This is a genomic window from Yaniella sp. (genome assembly GCF_030453185.1).
GTDB lineage: Bacteria > Actinomycetota > Actinomycetes > Actinomycetales > Micrococcaceae > Yaniella.
The window spans coordinates 1-16174 of sequence record NZ_JAKDKW010000055.1 but is presented as its reverse complement, the minus strand read 5'-3'; the positions used below and the strand labels follow the sequence as shown (position 1 = coordinate 16174).

Sequence of the window (16174 nt, the reverse complement as noted above, 5' to 3'; positions counted from 1 at the left end):
AGCACATCCAAAATTCCCTACTCACCACGCACGACTTTGAAATAGCCCTGCTAATTGAAACCTTAGGCCTCGGCAAGGCCTAAGTCGCGGCGCAATTTATCCACGTGGCCCTTGGCTCGCACGTTGTATTGGGCTACGTCAACCGTGCCTTGTTCGTTGACGACGATGGTCGACCGGATCAGTCCTTCGTAGACTTTGCCGTAGTTCTTTTTCTCGCCCCAGGCGCCGTAGGCTTCGGCCACCGCGTGGTCCTCATCGGAGAGCACGGGGAAGTTGAGTTCTTCTTTTTCGGTGAACTTTTCCAGTTTGTCGACCGGGTCCGGGGAGATGCCTAGGATCCGGTAGCCGTCGGCGGTAAAGCGTTCCAGACGGTCGCGGAAGTCGCAGGCCTGGATGGTGCAACCGGGGGTCATGGCCTTGGGGTAGAAGTAGATGATCACTTTCTCACCTGCGTAGTTGGCCAGCGAGACGGTGTCGCCGTTGGCGTTCTGCAGGGAAAATGCCGGAGCGGTATCGCCGGCGGACAGACGGTTGTCAGTCATAAAACGGTCCTTTCAACAAGAAAACATCATCAAGTCTACTGCTGCAATCCCTCAGAGATCTCTTGCAAGTTTTCTTCGAGGAACCCAAGATAGGTGTCGCCGGGTTCACCTTTTGAAGCAAGTTCATCAGAGAAGATTGTGGCATAGATTTCCACACCGGTCTCTTCAGAAATGGTTTCCATTGGTCCGGGAGTGACATTAGATTCAACAAACAGTGCCTTTGGCTCGTGTTCATTGACGAAATCAATAGCCGAAATCATCTGGTCCGGGGTGCCGATGTCATCGGTGTCAACCGCCCAGATGTAGCCTTCTAATAGGTTGTAACTGTCCGCCATGTACTGATACGCGCGTTCTGAAGTGACGAGTACACGACGGTCTTCCTCAAGATCGCCGATTTCATGCTGGTATCGTTTATCAACTTCGGTCAGCTCTTGTACGTAATCTTCTAAATTCTGCTTGTACTCTTCGGCATGGTCAGGGTCAACGTCGATGAGTCCCGCAGCCACGTTTTTTGCCATAATGATCCCAACGTTGGGATCTAGGAAAGCATGGGGATTGATCGATTGGTCGGACTCTTCCTCTGTAAGATACATGGGTTTTACACCTTCGGTGGTTTCAAAAACCCTGTCCTCCTCCAAACCGACTGACTCCACCATGCGTGCAGCCCAGCCATTTTCGCCACCTTCAAGGTTTAGCCCGTTATAGAAATAGGCATCAGCGTTGGACATAGCCTTTGTATCTTCTGGGGTGGCGCTGTATTCGTGGGGGTCGTTGCCTACTGGCACGATATTGTGCACTTTGACGTGATCAGCCCCGATTTCCGCAACGATATCTGAAAGGATCGAAAAGGTGGACACGGCTTGAATTTGCTCGTCTTGAGCTACGCTCTGATCATCCCCAGAGCTACATCCGGCCAGCAGCAGGGCGCCGAGGGCAGCCAGTGAAGTGGTCACATGTCTTTTGTTCATGAAAACGTGTTTTCCTTTGCAGAATTAGCTGATTCGGTGGAGTGAATTTGACGACGTTCGTGGATTTTATGCAGTTGAATCCATACAAAACCTTGGCGAGGGCTCAAGAAAAATGCGAGAAGAAACATGGCAAAGGCGACGAGTACGATTGCAGGGCCGGATTGTAGTGTCCAGCTGTAGCTGAAATACATTCCGACAATGGAAGATGTCATGCCTAAGAACGCAGCCAACCACATCATGGTGGAGAATTTTCTTACTAACAAATATGCGGTAGCGGCAGGCGTAATAAGCATGGCCACCACAAGAATTACCCCAACAGTTTGAACAGCGGAGACCGTGACCACCGCTAGCCCAATTAGTACAGCATATTGAATAGCTCTGGTTGGGAAGCCAAAGGCTTTGGCTACTTCAGCGTCCATAGTCGTGATCATCAATTGCTTATAAAACAACACCACTAGTCCGATAATGATTGCTGCGATAACAATAGACTGAAACATTTGCGAAGGGCGTGTTGACAGCACATCACCAAATAGAACGGCTTCGATGGTCATCGCAGAGTTTGTGCGAGCCCAGAGCAGTACCCCCGCAGCGAGAAATGCTGTGAATACTATCCCAATAGAAGTGTCGCGTTTCAAGCGCGAGTTATTGTTGATAAACCCAATGCTGCCGGCTGCGAAAAGCCCCGATAGTAAAGCTGCGATCAACACGTTGGTGCCTAGTAGAAATGAGACTGCAATGCCTGGCATTACAGCGTGTGAAATGGCGTCGCCCATCAAAGAAAGACCGCGAAGAATGATGATCGAACCAATAACGCCAGACGCAACGCCGATGACCGCGGCAGTGATAGCAGCCCGAGCCAGATGAGGATAGCTGAGTACATCGCTAATAAATTCCACTGATCACTCCACACGCTCTGGCAAACCCAATAGATTCGCTCCAAATGTTTTTCTTAAATTGTTGGATGTCAGGACATCCTGGACGGGCCCCTGTGCCACTAGCTTCTGATTGACCATGACAATGCGGTCGAAATACTCTTCCACGTTCGACAGATCATGATGGACCATCACCACGCTTTTACCAGCAGCGCATAGTTCAGTGAGAATTCCGATGATGTCGGCCTCAGTAGTAGCGTCAATGCCTATAAGTGGTTCGTCAAGCAGCAGGAGATCTGCCTGCTGTGCGAGCGAGCGTGCGATGAAAACACGCTGTTGTTGGCCACCGGAAAGGTCGGAGATTTGTCGATTCGCAAATTCCGTCATATTGACACGTTCTAATGCGTTTCTTGCTATTTTATGCTGCTCGACACCGGGGCGTTGAAAGGTGCGTAAGTTCGGAAACGTCCCCAATAGCACGGTGTCAATAACGTTGATAGGAAAGTCCCAGTCCGTTGTTGAGCGCTGCGGCACGTAGCCGATACGATGGCGTATTTTTTTCAGGGGCTTTCCGAAGAATCGCACCGTACCGTACGCGTGATCCACGAGGTTCAGTGATGCTTTGAGCGTCGTGGATTTGCCGGATCCATTGGGACCGACAATGCAGGTCATCTGACCCGCAGGCGCCTGTAAGTTCAGTCCGGTCACGGCTTTGGTGCTCTGGTATGACACATGAAGGTTGTGTATGGATAGCGCGTCGGGAGTCACGTGGTGGCCTTTGCTCTCATGAGTGGGGTGTGGGTGAGCACAATTGTATTGGTCGAATGCAATGCAGGAATCGCCGCGTCCTGTTTGCGCGGGATTCATTGAAGCCCCACAGTTGTTCCATGCACATAAGTATATGTTCGTCTCAACGAACTTACAAGTCCAGTCGTCCGAAGTCGCTGGCTATTTTGCCGACCCCGTAGCAAGTAGTAGGTGGACGAGTATGTGCACAGTATGATGTGACGAAGAAGACGGTGGTAGGAATTTTTGGAGGCACTACGTGACCGATTCACTGTATGAAGCAGAACTGCAAGAAAAGAAGCAACCGTCATTTACGGTTTCTGCGTTATGGACCGACATCTTCGGTCGCATAGGGATCCGAGCCCTGCAGATTTTGCTTGTGGGTACTGTCGTCGGCATGGTGGTCATTGCGCTACTGAACCTGACTGTCGTCGTCATCCCCGCCATGATCGGGATTATCCTGGCCTGTGCGCTGTGGCCATTGGTTCGGTTGTGTCGCAAGGTCATGTCGAACCTCTTGGCCGCATGGACGGTCTTCCTGGGCTCACTGTTGGTACTTGGCAGTATTGGTACCGGGCTGGTCTTCTCGGTGATCAATGAGTGGGAGACGCTCGTTGATCAGGCCGTACAAGGCTTCAATCAGTTACGCGATCTGGCCACTGAGCTCACCGGCAACCTCGGTATTAGTCTCGGACAAGAGCAGATTGACTCAGCTCTCGACACCGTTACCGGCTTTTTGACCTCTGCGGAATTTGGTACCGGCGCGGTCACCACTATTAGCGCCGCCGGCACATTCTTCACCAGTTTGGTTTTGTTGCTGGTCATCCTGTTCTTCTTTTTGAAAGACGGCGACCGCATTTGGGCGTTCTTCGTCTCCTGGTCACCGGACCACTACCGGGCCAAGTGGATTGTGTCGGGTGATCGTGCACTGCATACTTTCGGCGGCTACATCCGCGGCACCGCCATTGTGGCAGCCGCCGACGCCATCGGCATTATGCTGGCGCTGTTCATTTTGCAGGTGCCTCTTGCCCTGCCGCTCGGCGTCATTGTGTTCTTAGGTGGGTTCATTCCGCTGGTCGGTGCTACGGCGGCCGGTGTTTTGGCCACCTTGGTCGCGCTCGTTGCCAATGGACCCGTCGTGGCGCTCATTGTGTTGGCCGCTGTGGTGCTGGTCAACCAGCTCGAAGGTAACTTCTTGCAGCCCGTGGTGATGGCTCAGACCCTGAGCCTGCACGCGCTGGTGATCTTGATGGCCTTGACCGCAGGGACCGTGCTGGCCGGCATTATCGGTGCGGTGCTGTCGGTGCCAATGGTCGCGGTTGCCTGGAGCGTCATCAAGGTGTGGACCGATCGCGATGTACCAGCCCAATGGGATCCGGTGGATCGGGCCGAAGAACAAATTGAAATGGTTGGTATGGAACGCAAACGCCGCCAAAACGAGCTCAAAGAGCAGCACAAAGCTGAAAAGCAAGCCAAAAAGGCCCGCAAAATTGCCGAGGCCAGAGAAAAAATCAGCGCAGAATAAGCGTTCCTTAGTCCTGCTGTTCCAGCCATTCAGCCGCAACGTCTGCGGCCGGAGCTTCATCTTCAACCGAACGGGTGTTGAGCTCAACGAGGTCCTGGGCCCCCAGTTGGGCCTGGACTTCGTTGAGGGCCTCGACGGCCTCCTCATCCAAATCCTCATCGGCCACCGGCACCACGTTCTGCGGCAGGACCAAGTACTCGGGATCTTCCAGCACCACGAGGTTTTCGGTTTCAACGGCCGGTGACGACGTATAAATATCGGCAACTTGCACATCACCGTCGGTCAGTGCACCGACCGTCAGCGGGCCACCAGAATCTTCCACACCGGTCAGCTCGATGGTGACACCGTAAAGCTCTTGGGCACCCTCTGGCCCGTAGGGGCGGGTTTCGAACTCGGAGTTTGCGGCCATGGACACGGAATCGCCCAGGTTGGTTAGATCGCCGATGGTGGTCAGATCATGCTCTTCGGCAGTCTCAGATGTGACCGTATAGGAGTCCTGGTCGGTGGCTTCGGCAAAATCTAAGGCTTGCAGTCCCTCCGGCAGAGCATCACCCACCTGCTCGTAGACTTCTTCGGGTGAGCCAGAATCAGCCTCGTCGCTGTAATACTGCACCAGGTTGCCCGTGTAGTCCGGCACCAGATCGATCTCGCCGGACTCAAGTTCTGGCATATACACTTCGCGCTGACCGATCTGGAAATCTCGTTGGACTTCGAATCCTTCATCCTCGAGTACTTGCGCATAAATCTCGGCGATAATCTCGTTGGAATAATATGCCTGGGAACCGATCACAATAGTGTCACCGTCGGCCTGCGTGGTTTCGTCGTCCTCGAGCGGATCCGAATCGGCACCACATGCGGTAAGCAGCAGTGCCGCGGCAGCCGTGGAAGCAAGGGGAAGGAATACGCTACGGGGATGTTTTGCACGATGAGAGATCATAAGGCTCTATGCTACGTTCAGCGCGGGTGCACAGCAATCGTCAGCCGGCGCTAGACTGCGCGCTGGTCGTTGCATTGAGACGACGTACGCCCGCCGGTGTGGCGAATCGTTGGATGGTCCCAAAGAGCACGTCGACAACGATCACCAGCACCATGATCCAGACCGAAGCACCCAGTAACATCGCGGTGTGCTGTGTGTTAATACCCAGAAAAATGAACCGCCCCAGTCCGCCGGCCCCAACATAGGCTGCCAGAATTGCCGTCGACATGACCTGGATGAACGCGGAGCGCAGCCCACCGACGATCATGGCTAATCCCAGGGGCAAATGTACCCGGGCGATCAACTGTCGAGTGGTAAAACCTTGTGCTCGTGCTGCATCTAAGACCGACGTGTCGATCGCAGAGATGCCGGAATACGTGCTCGCCAGAATCGATGGGATCGCGAGAATCACCAGGGCGATCATGGGCGGCACCAGACCGATGCCTAAGAGTAATCCAAACAGGGTGACCAGGCCCAGAGTCGGCAGGGCGCGTGCGGCGCCGGTGATTCCAACGATGACGCCGGAGAACCGACGAGTGTGTCCCATAAACCACCCGGCAGGGATGGCCAGTACTGCGGCAAAGGCCACGGCGATGGCACTGTATTGCAAGTGTTCCAGGCTGCGGGCAATCATATCGTGGCCGTCGGCGCTCCACGTTTGGGGACTGACCAGCCAGTTAATGGTTTCTTGGATAACGTTCATGCGACCTGCTTCTGCCAGGGCATCAACATCTTGCCCAGTACTACCAAGAGACCGTCAAACAAACCTGCCAGCCCGAGGGTCAGGACAATCCCAGTGATGATTTCGGCCAGGATCTGGCGTTGAAACCCGTCGGTAAAGAGGGTGCCCAACGAAGGGATGCCGAGCACAGCTCCAACCGTGCACAGGGCAATCGTGGATGCGGTCACCACGCGGAGACCTGTCAAAATAATTGGTGCGGCTAACGGGAGCTCGACGGTCAAGAACCGGCGACCCCCTGAATAGCCGAGAGCGGTGGCGGCCAAACGTGTTTCGGACGAGATGGAGTTGAAACCATCGGCCACCGAACGTACCAACAGGGCGATGCCATAAAGTGTCAGCGCGATGACCACGTTAATGCCATCGCGCATCCCGGCCCCGGTAATGACCGGCAGTAGGATTAACAGTGGCAGCGAGGGGATGGCAAAGAGCAGACCGGAACCGGTAATGATTGGCCCGGAGTAGCGGGGGAGCCGGTGCGCCAACCAGCCCAGCGGAATCGCACACAGCAGCGCCGCCACGATAGCCGGCACACTGAGGGCAACATGCCACCCCAGAGCACTGAGAATCGTTTCCAGGTTATTGGTCACCCAGTTCATGCTTGCTCCAGAAAACCTGCTGGCCGACCGTGAGCATCCACAACCATGGTGCGACCATCCGCGGTTGTGCGTGTACGAAGGGCCTTCTCGGCGGCGTTGAGCCCAAGAAAATTTTCGACGAACGCGTTAGCGGGTTGCTCTACCAGCCTGGTGGGGGAGTCCTGCTGCATAATGCGTCCCTGCTTTGCCAACAAAATGATCTCGTGCCCGAGTCGCAGTGCTTCACTCATATCGTGGGTGACAAATAGCATTGTGGTGCCAAGCTCATGTTGAATGTCGATGAGTTGTTGCTGTAGCCCGGTGCGGACCAGCGGATCGACCGCACCAAATGGCTCATCCATCAACAAAATCCGTGGTTCATCGGCCAGTGCTCGTGCCACTCCCACACGTTGAGCCTGCCCACCGGAGAGTTCAGCCGGGTATCGGTCTGCCATATCTGCTGAGAGTTCCACCATTTCAAGCATGCGATCCACCGATCGTTTCGCTTCAGCACGAGTTGCACCGTTGAGACGGGGGACCACCGCAATATTCTCGGCCACTGTTTTATGCGGCAACAGACCGGCGTGCTGCATGACGTAGCCGATCTTGCGTCGCAATTGCACCGGATTCATATGCGCAATGTCGTCACCGTTGATCTGTACGCGACCAGACGTGGGGGCAACCATGCGGTTGACCATGCGCAACAACGTGGTTTTTCCGCAGCCTGAGGAGCCAGCCAAGACGGTGATGGTGCCGGTATCGACGTTAAAGCTCGTATCGTGCACTGCGACAACGTCGGCAGCGGAACGGCGGGGACCCGGATAGGTTTTGGTCACCGATTCAAATGAGATCATGCAGGATGTCGCTGTCTTTCGGTTGAACATTCAAGGCTGTTCTCGATGCTAGCGCCTTGTGCTCATATGACGGCAGGTTTACCCAACTCCTGTTGAGGATGACGACCGTCAGCCTCGTTCTCGTAGGTACTTGTGCCGAAACGCTCGCTCGGCGTGGCGGTCGCCGAGTAACAACAGTTTGTGATCAGGCGTCGTCGGTATTCGTTCGGTGGTGGGCAGCAACCCCTTGTCGCCGTTGGTCACGGCTACGATGCGACACCCTGTTTCTTCATAGATTTTGAGGTTGAACAACGCGGTACCAGCGAGTGAAGACGGAATAGGTACGGGAAACAGTTCATTGCCTTCGGCGATGACGACGCGGTGGTCAGGTCCGAAATTATTCCACAGTGCGGTGGCTCCGATGGTGGCATAGGATAAGACATTATCGGCTCCGGCACGGTACTGGGTGGCAACGTTGCGTTCGTAGGTGGCGCGGCTTACCACTTGGAGTTCGGGCCGTAGTCTGCGGCAGTACAGGGTGAGGTAGACGTTGAGGTCGTCGTCATGGGAGGTTACTAAGACAGCGGCGGCTTCGTCTAACCCGGCCTCGCGCAGAATGTTGAGTTCTGCGGCGTCGCCTTCAACGACGTTCAAGTGCGAGGGAGTGCGGCCGGGAACTTTTTCCACGATGGTGTAGGGGACCCCGGTTTTCTCGAATTCTTTGGCGGCCGCTTGGCCCACCTGGCCGCCTCCTAGGATCAAGACGGGGCTCTCAGGCTTTGATGTATCACGGAATTGCGCCTCGTATTCCTCCAGCACTATGCTGTTCGCCGCGATGATCAATACGGTCTTTTCATCGATCGGTTCCTCGGTTCCTATTGCCCCCAGTCGTCCGAGGCGCATGGTCGCAAGAATGCGCAGATTCGAGTTCATGTGCTGCTGTGCTTCGGCCACAGTCTTGCCAACTAATGCAGTGCCACGGGCGGCGGCTTCAGCAATGTGAGTTTCGCCGAAGTGTCCAATGACATGCGGTCGACCGGTGGTCCCAAGGCTGCGTTGGGCCAACTCGCGGCCCAATGTTGGTGCCAGCCGCAACACGTGATTCGCACCGGCCAACTCGAGTACATCCACCGACGCCTTTTTCTGCGCTGTGACCGCGATGGTGACATCCTGGTCGACTTGACGCACCGTGAAGGCGACGTTGCTATTGGTGGTGTCCGCCTGCGTTGAGGTCACCATGGCGGCCTGCTCTACCCGGGCTTTTCGATACGTTTCGGGAGAATCGAGTGATCCGACCATCGCTCGGTAGCCTTCGTCATGCAAGCGAACGGCCTGGTTTGTATCTTCGACGATCACGACCGTTGGTCTTCCGGAACGTTTGGCTCGAGCCACCAACGTCTGGGTGACGACGTCGAGGCCGGCCAGAATGATGTGGCCTTGTACGTTGGTGGGGACCGATCGCGGTGCACGGTCTGCTTCGCGCTGATTCATCCAGGGAGCGACAATGAACTGCACGAACGAGAACGGCAGGAGTACTACGATCAGGAGAATACCGCTCAAGAGCACCAGCATGGAGAACATGCGACCCAGCTCCGATTGGAACGTGACGTCCCCATAACCCAGCGTAGACATGGTGGTAATCGTCCAGTATACGGCATCGGTCCAAGTGTGGGACTGCCCTTCCCGAGCCATCAGGAACTGGAAAACGACGCTGTAGGCAAGCACCAGAACGACACCGGTAGAAAATATCCACAGCACCAGGCGCGAACCGTGATTATATTTCAACGCTCTGGTGACAGACGGTTTCTTTTCTCCATGTGCCAAATTGACTCCCTAATTGTCCAGGCGGTTGTAGCTCTTCTGATTGCTGATATGGACGGTACGGAACGGCGCAGACTTTCAACACAAGCTCACCATCGTAATTCGGTTGTTGAGCCGAGGCAACGCGGCAGACGCGTAGATTCGACGGCGAGTTCCGCGCTGCCTCTCGAGTGGTTTCGTTAGACAACGTTGATTTGGCGGCGGCGAAATCCTGCCATTCCCAGGACGAACGCCACAAGCGTGACCCCGTTGAGTACGATGAATGGGGCGCCATCAAACCCCTCCACAGGTACAGAAGCCAAATGCCACATGGGTGACAGCATGCGGAACCACTCTGGCAAATCGAGCAGATCAGCAAACAGATCGACGATACCGAGCACAGCGACCAGTAGCCACCCGACCGGTGCCACCAGCCGCGGGAGCAGACCAAACAGCGCAGCACACAGCCCCAGTACGGTCAGGGGTGCCGGAAGGACCGCGAAATGCGCCATCACCAAGGAGCCCACGAGTTCACCTTCGCCGGTGACCGCGGCAGCCGCGATTCCGGCGCCGACGCCGGTGATCAACGTGATCAAGATGGCGCTCAACGCAATCACTGCACCGTGCGCACCAAGCCAGCCAATCCGGTTTACCGGGGTAGCAAGCACAGCGTCGGCGCGCCCGGTGTCCTCCTCGGCCTTTAACGTTTGCATCGCGTGCACCACGTACGCTGCCACGAAGATGGCTGTGAAAGCCCCGAGGAACCCGACGTACCCGTCGAGTAATTGTTCACTGCCAAACACCGCGCTCAGTTGTGGCGGCATTTCCTCCCCGGCATCCAGCATTGATTGCGTGAACAGTCCGTCGATAACGCCCAGCGTTAAGATGGCGGCGCCCCAGCCCAGCAGGCCCCCGCGTTGTAATCGCAACGCAAGACCGATTGGGTGGCCCAGCGAAGGTGCCGCGCGTGCCGGTCCAGGCCGGGGCGGGAACAGACTTGCACCGAAGTCGCGACGCCGCTGCAGGGCGAAAGCAACGGCGATGGTCACTGCCGCAAGGCCCGCAGATAACAGCAGTGGGGTCCAACGGTCTTCCACATAGGGAGCAGTCTGCGCGGCCCATCCCAGCGGCGAAGCCCACGAGAGTGCAGAGCCGCCGACCGCGATCATGTCGCCCAGCGCTCGTAGTACGAAAGCCACACCGAGGGCGGCGCCGGCCATACCCGTGGCAGAGCGCGAAAATTCGCTCAGCTGCGCCGTTACGGATGCCACCCCGGCGAAAGCAAACCCAGTTAGAGCGGTGGCCAAACCAACCAATAGCGACCCAACAAACGCATAGTCCAAGGCGACCGCCAGGAGGACCACCAGTGCACCTGCTGTGATGTTGGCGAGCGCGGCGACCACCAAGGTGGCTGTCAAAGCCGTGTGTCGGCCGGTGACGCTTGCGCGAATTAATTCGGCCCGTCCGGTCTGTTCCTCTTTGCGGGTGTGACGGATGACCAGCATGATGTTCATCAGCGCAGCCAGGATGAACAGGTACGGCACATACCCGGCCGCGAAGAACCGCTCATAGGTCACATCATCCATGCCAAAGGCCGGGCCGGTAAACATCCTACCCACAGGCTGCGAGAGCAGTGACGTGATGCCGGCAAGATCCTCCTTGGTTGGAGCGAGCTGGGGGAGGGTTGAACCGATGTACAAGACCAGTAGCCCGTGGCCAGCGATCCAAGCCGGCAATCTGAGCCTGTCCCGACGCAGCGCCAAACGGATCATGGTCCCGGTCCCAGCCAGCCGCGATGCAGCAGTAGTTTCAGCCTGGCGATGACGAGGGGCGTGAGTTGAGGTGGTCATTGAGGGGCCTCCTGTGTTTCCTCTGCTCCATTGGCGGCGTCACCATAGTGGCGCATAAGCAACTGCTCCAAGGTCGGCGGGTGTGCGACTAACGAACGCACGCCCAAGGGTGTCAGAGCCCGCATCGCGTCGTCGAAGCTGTCACCGTCGAGCTGGAATCGAATTTTGCCGTCCTGCTTGGAAAAGTCGTGGACGCCCGTGAGCTGTGCGAGGTGTTCCGCCGGGTGGTCGGTCTCGGCTATCACCGTGGTACGAGTCATGTGGCGCAGCTCAGCCAGGCTGCCGGTTTCGACGACGCTGCCCTGTCGAACGATTGAGATCCGGTCGGCCAACACCTCGACCTGTGACAAGATATGGCTCGACAACAGTACGGTGGTGCCAGCGTCCTTCACCTCGCGGATGGCCTGCTGGAACACGACTTCCATCAGTGGGTCCAAACCAGCTGTGGGCTCGTCGAGGAGCAACAACTCAACATCAGAAGCCAGGGCAGAGATCAGCGCCACTTTCTGCCGGTTTCCCTTGGAATAGGTGCGTGCTTTCTTCGTGGGGTCTAAATCAAACCGTTCACAAAGCTCGTCACGGCGGGCTCGGTCCAGTGTGCCTCGCAGGCGAGCGAATACATCGATTGCCTCTCCGCCGGTCAGATTTGGCCACAACTCGACATCGCCAGGGACATAGGCTAGACGTCGGTGCAGAGCAACAGCGTCCTTCCACGGATCGCCGCCCAACAGCTGCACGGTCCCGGCATCGGCACGCAGCAATCCCAGCAGGACACGGATCGTAGTTGATTTGCCCGCACCGTTGGGCCCAAGGAAACCATGCACCTCGCCCTTTTCGACCTCAAGGTCCAGGCCATCCAGCGCTCGTGTATGGCCGAAGGTTTTGACCAGACCGCGGGTGGATATTGCCGAAGTCGTATTCATTGGAGCCTCACTTTTTATCGTCGTGGTTGGTCTTGGTTGCGTCTGGTGCTTCGGTATCGCCGAGGAAACCTGCCAAGCTGTCGAATGAGTTTTCCTCCATGAGCCCATGCATAAAAAGCTCTATCGCCGGGCGGAGGTAGCGTTGGAGACTTTCGGGCGGTGCGTCTGCTGCGAGGAAGTCCACTCCGAGCAGGCGCTCGACATGTTCATGCAGGGCCAACGCCCCCATAGACCAGATCACCAGCAGTGCGGCTCGGTCGCGGGGGGCCTCGCTGGACTTGATGACTCCATCGCGCTCACCCTGTGCCATGTAGTGCTCGGCGTCGTCGACCATCCCGTCGATCAGCTCTGAGGCGTGCGAGCCGCCCTCGGTCAGTGTCCGAATGAGGTAGCGCAATAGTGGTCGACCATGCTCTAGGTGGCGCAGGGCCATCAGCGGATCGAGCTGCGGCTCTGCTGCTAACGTCTCCTCTTTGCGCTCGCGGATTGCGTCGGCGACATATTCATCACAGGCCGCACGTAGCCCCTCTTTTGTGCCGTAATGATGCACAATGAGCGCTTGTGAGACGTTTGCTTCGGCAGCGACAGCTTTCAGTGTTGTCCCGCGAACCCCATGCTCACCGAATAGCAGTATTGCGGCAGCAAGGATGCGCCCCGCTCCGTCCTGACTCACGCTGTGTTTGGGTGACATAAGCGTCCCTTTTTGATGACTGACTGTTTATTCAGTCAGTCTAAAATTTTATCGTGTTGGGAGTCAAGACTTTCATGAGGGCGGGTGAGGCTTCATGAAACACCTTGATGGTCTGGGCGTTTTGGAGCTGGCCCCCGGTGCGCCAGGCGGTATTATTACGTGAGGATTATCACGTAGCATTTGGTCGATGTACGGCATCGAAAGATGGACGAACCTCTAGGTTAGGACCATTCCCATGGGAATTATGCAAAAATCCACCTTGCTCCCACTACTCGTGTTGACAAGCGCCGTGACATTGGCTGCATGTGGGCAACAAGAAATCACTGGCACACCTGCTCCGTCTAGTCCTCAGGCACCGTCGAGTTCTTCGCCTACTGCTTCTGCCTCACCATCGCCGAGTGAAACTGCTGACTTGGTGACGTGGGACGATAACGCCAACGTGTCCCATCTGTTCTTTCATTCGCTGGTTGCCGACCCCGAACGAGCTTTTGACGGAGACGAAGATTCGGCCGGCTACCTTGACTACATGGTCACCATTGATGAGTTCAATGAGATTATTCAGCAGGTGTACGACCGGGATTACATTCTGGTGAGCCCGCATGATTTGTATACCACTAACTCCGATGGCAGCGTAGAAAACAAGCCCCTGGAGTTGCCTGAAGGCAAGAAGCCTTTGGTCCTCTCGTTTGATGACCTGTCGTACTACGAATATATGGAGGGCGACGGATTTGCGGATCGACTCGTCCTGGAAGGCGATGAAGTACTGCATGAGTACACAGATGCCAACGGAGAGACTCACACTGGCGACTACGACTTTGTTTCGTTGCTCGACAAATTCGTGGAGGAAAACCCTGATTTCTCGCACAACGGAGCGAAAGGTGTTGTTGCGCTGACCGGCTATAACGGCATTTTCGGATACCGTACTTCCGATCTCGCTTATGCAGAAACCAACGACGACATTGCGCAAGATAAAGAGACTGCTCAAGATATTGCTGATGCAATGAAAGACAACGGCTGGGAGTTTGCGACGCACTCCTGGGGTCATATCAACTACACATCCTCACCGCTGTCGTTTATCCAGGAAGATCACAAAAAATGGCAGCGTGAAGTGGAACCACTGATTGGTGAGACGGATTTGTTGATCTACCCTTTTGGCGCCGATATTGCTGGCGTTGAGGATTACGGCGGAGAGAAATTTAGCTATCTCAACGACCAAGGAGTCAACGCGTTCTTCGGCATTGACACCTCCGTGCCAGCCTGGGGGCAGCTTGAACCTGATTACCTACGACAAGCGCGTATCAACGTCGACGGAATTTCTCTGAAGAATGCCATTGAGGGCAAGTCTGAGACCGTGAGCGAGTTCTTTGATCCAGCATCAGTGCTGGATGAACAACGGCCCGACACCATTTCGGGTACATCATAAAACTTTCAGGTTATGGTGCGCCCGGTTTCTCCTACCTGCTGAGTAGGCCTAGCGGACAATGGACTCCTGAAGAGTTGAGCGGTCCTGTTGCGTCGAAGGCGAGGTGAGGCTTCCTAAGACTTCGAGCAGCCCGGTCAATGCCTGTGATGAGAGTCCGGCACCCAATAACGCGTGCTGTATAGAATCCTCAAGTTTGAGAATTCGGCTATTGATCTCTTCGCAGACCTCGCGGCCGACATCTGTTATAAAGACAACAACTTTGCGTCGATCGATCTGGCTGGCTTCTCGGTAGACAAGCCCGTTGGACACAAGTTTGTCCACCGCTCGAGTTAGCCCCGCACCAGCACAGCCGGAGGCATCTGAGATCTGTGACACAAAGCTGCCGTCATTGTGCTGGATAGCGCGGAGGACCAACCACTCATCCACGGTGTATCCATGCGGAGCGATAATGTCCGAAACCGATGAAGAAAATTCTTTGGTAGTCTGCACAAGTGATGTGACTAAGATCCCATTTGAAGGATTCTGTGACAAATTGAGGTCGTGATGGCTACCTGGGGTTTGCATCAGCGGACTCCTTCAACGGCAAATCAGACAACTAGTGCAGGCCAGTTTACTTGAGACTTTTCACATTCGGCATTTAAAAATGGTGAATTTTCGATTCCAACCGATATGGTTCTCCAACTTTTCAATAACCAGGTGAACTTTTATCCCCGTGAGGAGGTGCGCCCCCGAATGCACTCCGATGGGTACCGAATCGGCATCCTCGTTCCATTTCAAGGCCCCGCAGGGATTTTCGGACCTTCATGCGTAGCAGTTGCCGAACAGGCCAAAGGGGAGCTGAACCAGGCAAACGGCATTGATGGCCGAGCTGTAGAACTCGTCTATATCGATGGTGGCCGGCAGCCGGATGTAATTGCGAAAGACATCGCACAATTCGTCGCTACGAATCGCATTGATGCCCTCACGGGATGGCATATTTCGTCGATACGGAAACGTCTTGTGCCTCTGCTGAACAATCGCATTCCCTATGTCTATACTTCATTGTCGGAAGGGGAAAGGCAAAGCCCAGGCCTCTTCCTGACAGGAGAAAACCCCGAACAACAGATCTTCCCTGCGCTGAAATGGCTACGGGAACACCTCGGACATCGCAAATGGTACGTGGTGGGTGCGAATTACATTTGGCCTGTGCGTTCTTTACAGAAGACAGTCATGGCGGCAGGGGACCTGGGACTAGAAATAGTGGGCAACACATTTGTCGAGATGGGAGCAGGCGAGGACCCACTTGTTGCGCAGGCGGTTACCGAAAGTGGTTGTGATGCAGTGCTCATGCTGCTTGTCGGCCAAGATGCGGTGGATTTTAACCGAGTGTTCGCTGAGGCGGGTCTGCATGATTCCATTACTCGGTACAGTCCATTAATGGATGAAAACATCCTTCTGGCGAGTGGTGTGGAAGCAACGAAGAATCTGTATTCTTCCGCCAGTTATTTTCGCACATTGACAAGTCCCGAAGCGGTCGATTTTCTTGGTAGATATGTCAACGTACACGGGGCAACAGCGCCGCCGCTAAATAATATGGCGCAGTCGTGTTATCAGGGAATCTACACGTTGTCGGCCTTAGCCAAGTTGAGCGGCAGCATAAATATCAGGGACTTTAACCGAGTCATCAAT

At 55.6% G+C, this 16174-nt stretch carries 16 protein-coding genes; 3 read left to right on the top strand and 13 right to left on the bottom strand.

The window, feature by feature from the left end; all coding sequences use genetic code 11:
- Window positions 1-62 precede the first annotated feature (62 nt).
- Genes bcp through L0H14_RS08690 form a run of 4 tightly spaced genes read right to left on the bottom strand, consistent with a single transcriptional unit; the run spans window position 63 to window position 3249 of the window.
- Window positions 63-542 (bottom strand): thioredoxin-dependent thiol peroxidase, encoded by a 480-nt coding sequence (bcp, locus tag L0H14_RS08705; RefSeq protein WP_301419278.1) that lies wholly within the window; start codon window positions 540-542, stop codon window positions 63-65.
- A 35-nt stretch (window positions 543-577) separates the two neighbouring features.
- Window positions 578-1510 carry a zinc ABC transporter substrate-binding protein gene (locus L0H14_RS08700; protein ID WP_301419277.1) on the bottom strand — a complete coding sequence of 311 codons (933 nt, stop codon included), beginning with the start codon at window positions 1508-1510 and terminating at the stop codon, window positions 578-580.
- Window positions 1507-2406 carry a metal ABC transporter permease gene (locus L0H14_RS08695; RefSeq protein ID WP_301419275.1) on the bottom strand — a complete coding sequence of 300 codons (900 nt, stop codon included), beginning with the start codon at window positions 2404-2406 and terminating at the stop codon, window positions 1507-1509. Before L0H14_RS08695 ends, L0H14_RS08700 begins: the two co-directional genes overlap by 4 nt.
- Before the next feature lie 3 nt (window positions 2407-2409).
- Window positions 2410-3249, bottom strand: coding sequence for a metal ABC transporter ATP-binding protein (locus L0H14_RS08690; protein WP_301419273.1), 840 nt, complete (start codon window positions 3247-3249; stop codon window positions 2410-2412).
- A gap of 178 nt (window positions 3250-3427) precedes the next feature.
- Between L0H14_RS08690 and L0H14_RS08685 the strand changes: the two genes are divergently transcribed.
- On the top strand, window positions 3428-4693 hold the full coding sequence (locus L0H14_RS08685) for an AI-2E family transporter (RefSeq protein ID WP_301419272.1): 1266 nt from the start codon (window positions 3428-3430) through the stop codon (window positions 4691-4693).
- Window positions 4694-4700: 7 nt separating this feature from the next.
- On the opposite strand, the gene L0H14_RS08680 is transcribed toward L0H14_RS08685, so the two are convergent.
- The 8 genes from L0H14_RS08680 to L0H14_RS08645 all read right to left on the bottom strand — a co-directional run bounded on the left by L0H14_RS08680 (window position 4701) and on the right by L0H14_RS08645 (window position 13083).
- On the bottom strand, window positions 4701-5630 hold the full coding sequence (locus L0H14_RS08680) for an ABC transporter substrate-binding protein (RefSeq protein ID WP_301421674.1): 930 nt from the start codon (window positions 5628-5630) through the stop codon (window positions 4701-4703).
- Window positions 5631-5670: 40 nt separating this feature from the next.
- On the bottom strand, window positions 5671-6372 hold the full coding sequence (locus L0H14_RS08675; RefSeq protein ID WP_301419267.1) for an ABC transporter permease: 702 nt from the start codon (window positions 6370-6372) through the stop codon (window positions 5671-5673).
- Window positions 6369-7007: an ABC transporter permease gene (locus L0H14_RS08670; protein WP_301419265.1), complete on the bottom strand. Its 639-nt coding sequence runs from the start codon at window positions 7005-7007 to the stop codon at window positions 6369-6371. The genes L0H14_RS08675 and L0H14_RS08670 overlap by 4 nt, the downstream gene beginning before the upstream one ends.
- Window positions 7004-7840 (bottom strand): ABC transporter ATP-binding protein, encoded by an 837-nt coding sequence (locus tag L0H14_RS08665; protein WP_301421673.1) that lies wholly within the window; start codon window positions 7838-7840, stop codon window positions 7004-7006. The genes L0H14_RS08670 and L0H14_RS08665 overlap by 4 nt, the downstream gene beginning before the upstream one ends.
- Before the next feature lie 108 nt (window positions 7841-7948).
- A complete protein-coding gene (locus L0H14_RS08660; protein ID WP_301421672.1) occupies window positions 7949-9643 on the bottom strand; it encodes a TrkA family potassium uptake protein in 1695 nt (564 codons plus the stop codon).
- Window positions 9644-9819: 176 nt separating this feature from the next.
- Window positions 9820-11469, bottom strand: a complete 1650-nt coding sequence (locus L0H14_RS08655; protein ID WP_301419259.1) for an ABC transporter permease — start codon at window positions 11467-11469, stop codon at window positions 9820-9822.
- Complete coding sequence (locus L0H14_RS08650) at window positions 11466-12392, bottom strand: ABC transporter ATP-binding protein (protein WP_301419257.1); 927 nt, start codon at window positions 12390-12392, stop codon at window positions 11466-11468. The genes L0H14_RS08655 and L0H14_RS08650 overlap by 4 nt, the downstream gene beginning before the upstream one ends.
- A gap of 7 nt (window positions 12393-12399) precedes the next feature.
- Window positions 12400-13083 (bottom strand): TetR family transcriptional regulator, encoded by a 684-nt coding sequence (locus L0H14_RS08645; protein WP_301419255.1) that lies wholly within the window; start codon window positions 13081-13083, stop codon window positions 12400-12402.
- A gap of 235 nt (window positions 13084-13318) precedes the next feature.
- On the opposite strand from L0H14_RS08645, the gene L0H14_RS08640 reads away from it, so the two are divergent.
- Complete coding sequence (locus L0H14_RS08640; RefSeq protein WP_301421671.1) at window positions 13319-14506, top strand: polysaccharide deacetylase family protein; 1188 nt, start codon at window positions 13319-13321, stop codon at window positions 14504-14506.
- A 48-nt stretch (window positions 14507-14554) separates the two neighbouring features.
- On the opposite strand, the gene L0H14_RS08635 is transcribed toward L0H14_RS08640, so the two are convergent.
- Window positions 14555-15070: a MarR family winged helix-turn-helix transcriptional regulator gene (locus L0H14_RS08635; RefSeq protein WP_301421670.1), complete on the bottom strand. Its 516-nt coding sequence runs from the start codon at window positions 15068-15070 to the stop codon at window positions 14555-14557.
- A gap of 168 nt (window positions 15071-15238) precedes the next feature.
- On the opposite strand from L0H14_RS08635, the gene L0H14_RS08630 reads away from it, so the two are divergent.
- The coding region (locus L0H14_RS08630; protein WP_301421669.1) for a substrate-binding domain-containing protein at window positions 15239-16174 on the top strand (936 nt) is incomplete at its 3' end.

Coding starts and splice junctions, on each gene's coding strand:
- bcp (WP_301419278.1), bottom strand. CDS start 542: ATGACTGACAACCGTCTGTCCGCCGGCGATACCGCTCCGGCATTTTCC.
- L0H14_RS08700 (WP_301419277.1), bottom strand. CDS start 1,510: ATGAACAAAAGACATGTGACCACTTCACTGGCTGCCCTCGGCGCCCTG.
- L0H14_RS08690 (WP_301419273.1), bottom strand. CDS start 3,249: ATGAATCCCGCGCAAACAGGACGCGGCGATTCCTGCATTGCATTCGAC.
- L0H14_RS08680 (WP_301421674.1), bottom strand. CDS start 5,630: ATGATCTCTCATCGTGCAAAACATCCCCGTAGCGTATTCCTTCCCCTT.
- L0H14_RS08675 (WP_301419267.1), bottom strand. CDS start 6,372: ATGAACGTTATCCAAGAAACCATTAACTGGCTGGTCAGTCCCCAAACG.
- L0H14_RS08670 (WP_301419265.1), bottom strand. CDS start 7,007: ATGAACTGGGTGACCAATAACCTGGAAACGATTCTCAGTGCTCTGGGG.
- L0H14_RS08665 (WP_301421673.1), bottom strand. CDS start 7,840: ATGATCTCATTTGAATCGGTGACCAAAACCTATCCGGGTCCCCGCCGT.
- L0H14_RS08655 (WP_301419259.1), bottom strand. CDS start 11,469: ATGACCACCTCAACTCACGCCCCTCGTCATCGCCAGGCTGAAACTACT.
- L0H14_RS08650 (WP_301419257.1), bottom strand. CDS start 12,392: ATGAATACGACTTCGGCAATATCCACCCGCGGTCTGGTCAAAACCTTC.
- L0H14_RS08645 (WP_301419255.1), bottom strand. CDS start 13,083: ATGTCACCCAAACACAGCGTGAGTCAGGACGGAGCGGGGCGCATCCTT.
- L0H14_RS08640 (WP_301421671.1), top strand. CDS start 13,319: ATGGGAATTATGCAAAAATCCACCTTGCTCCCACTACTCGTGTTGACA.
- L0H14_RS08635 (WP_301421670.1), bottom strand. CDS start 15,070: ATGCAAACCCCAGGTAGCCATCACGACCTCAATTTGTCACAGAATCCT.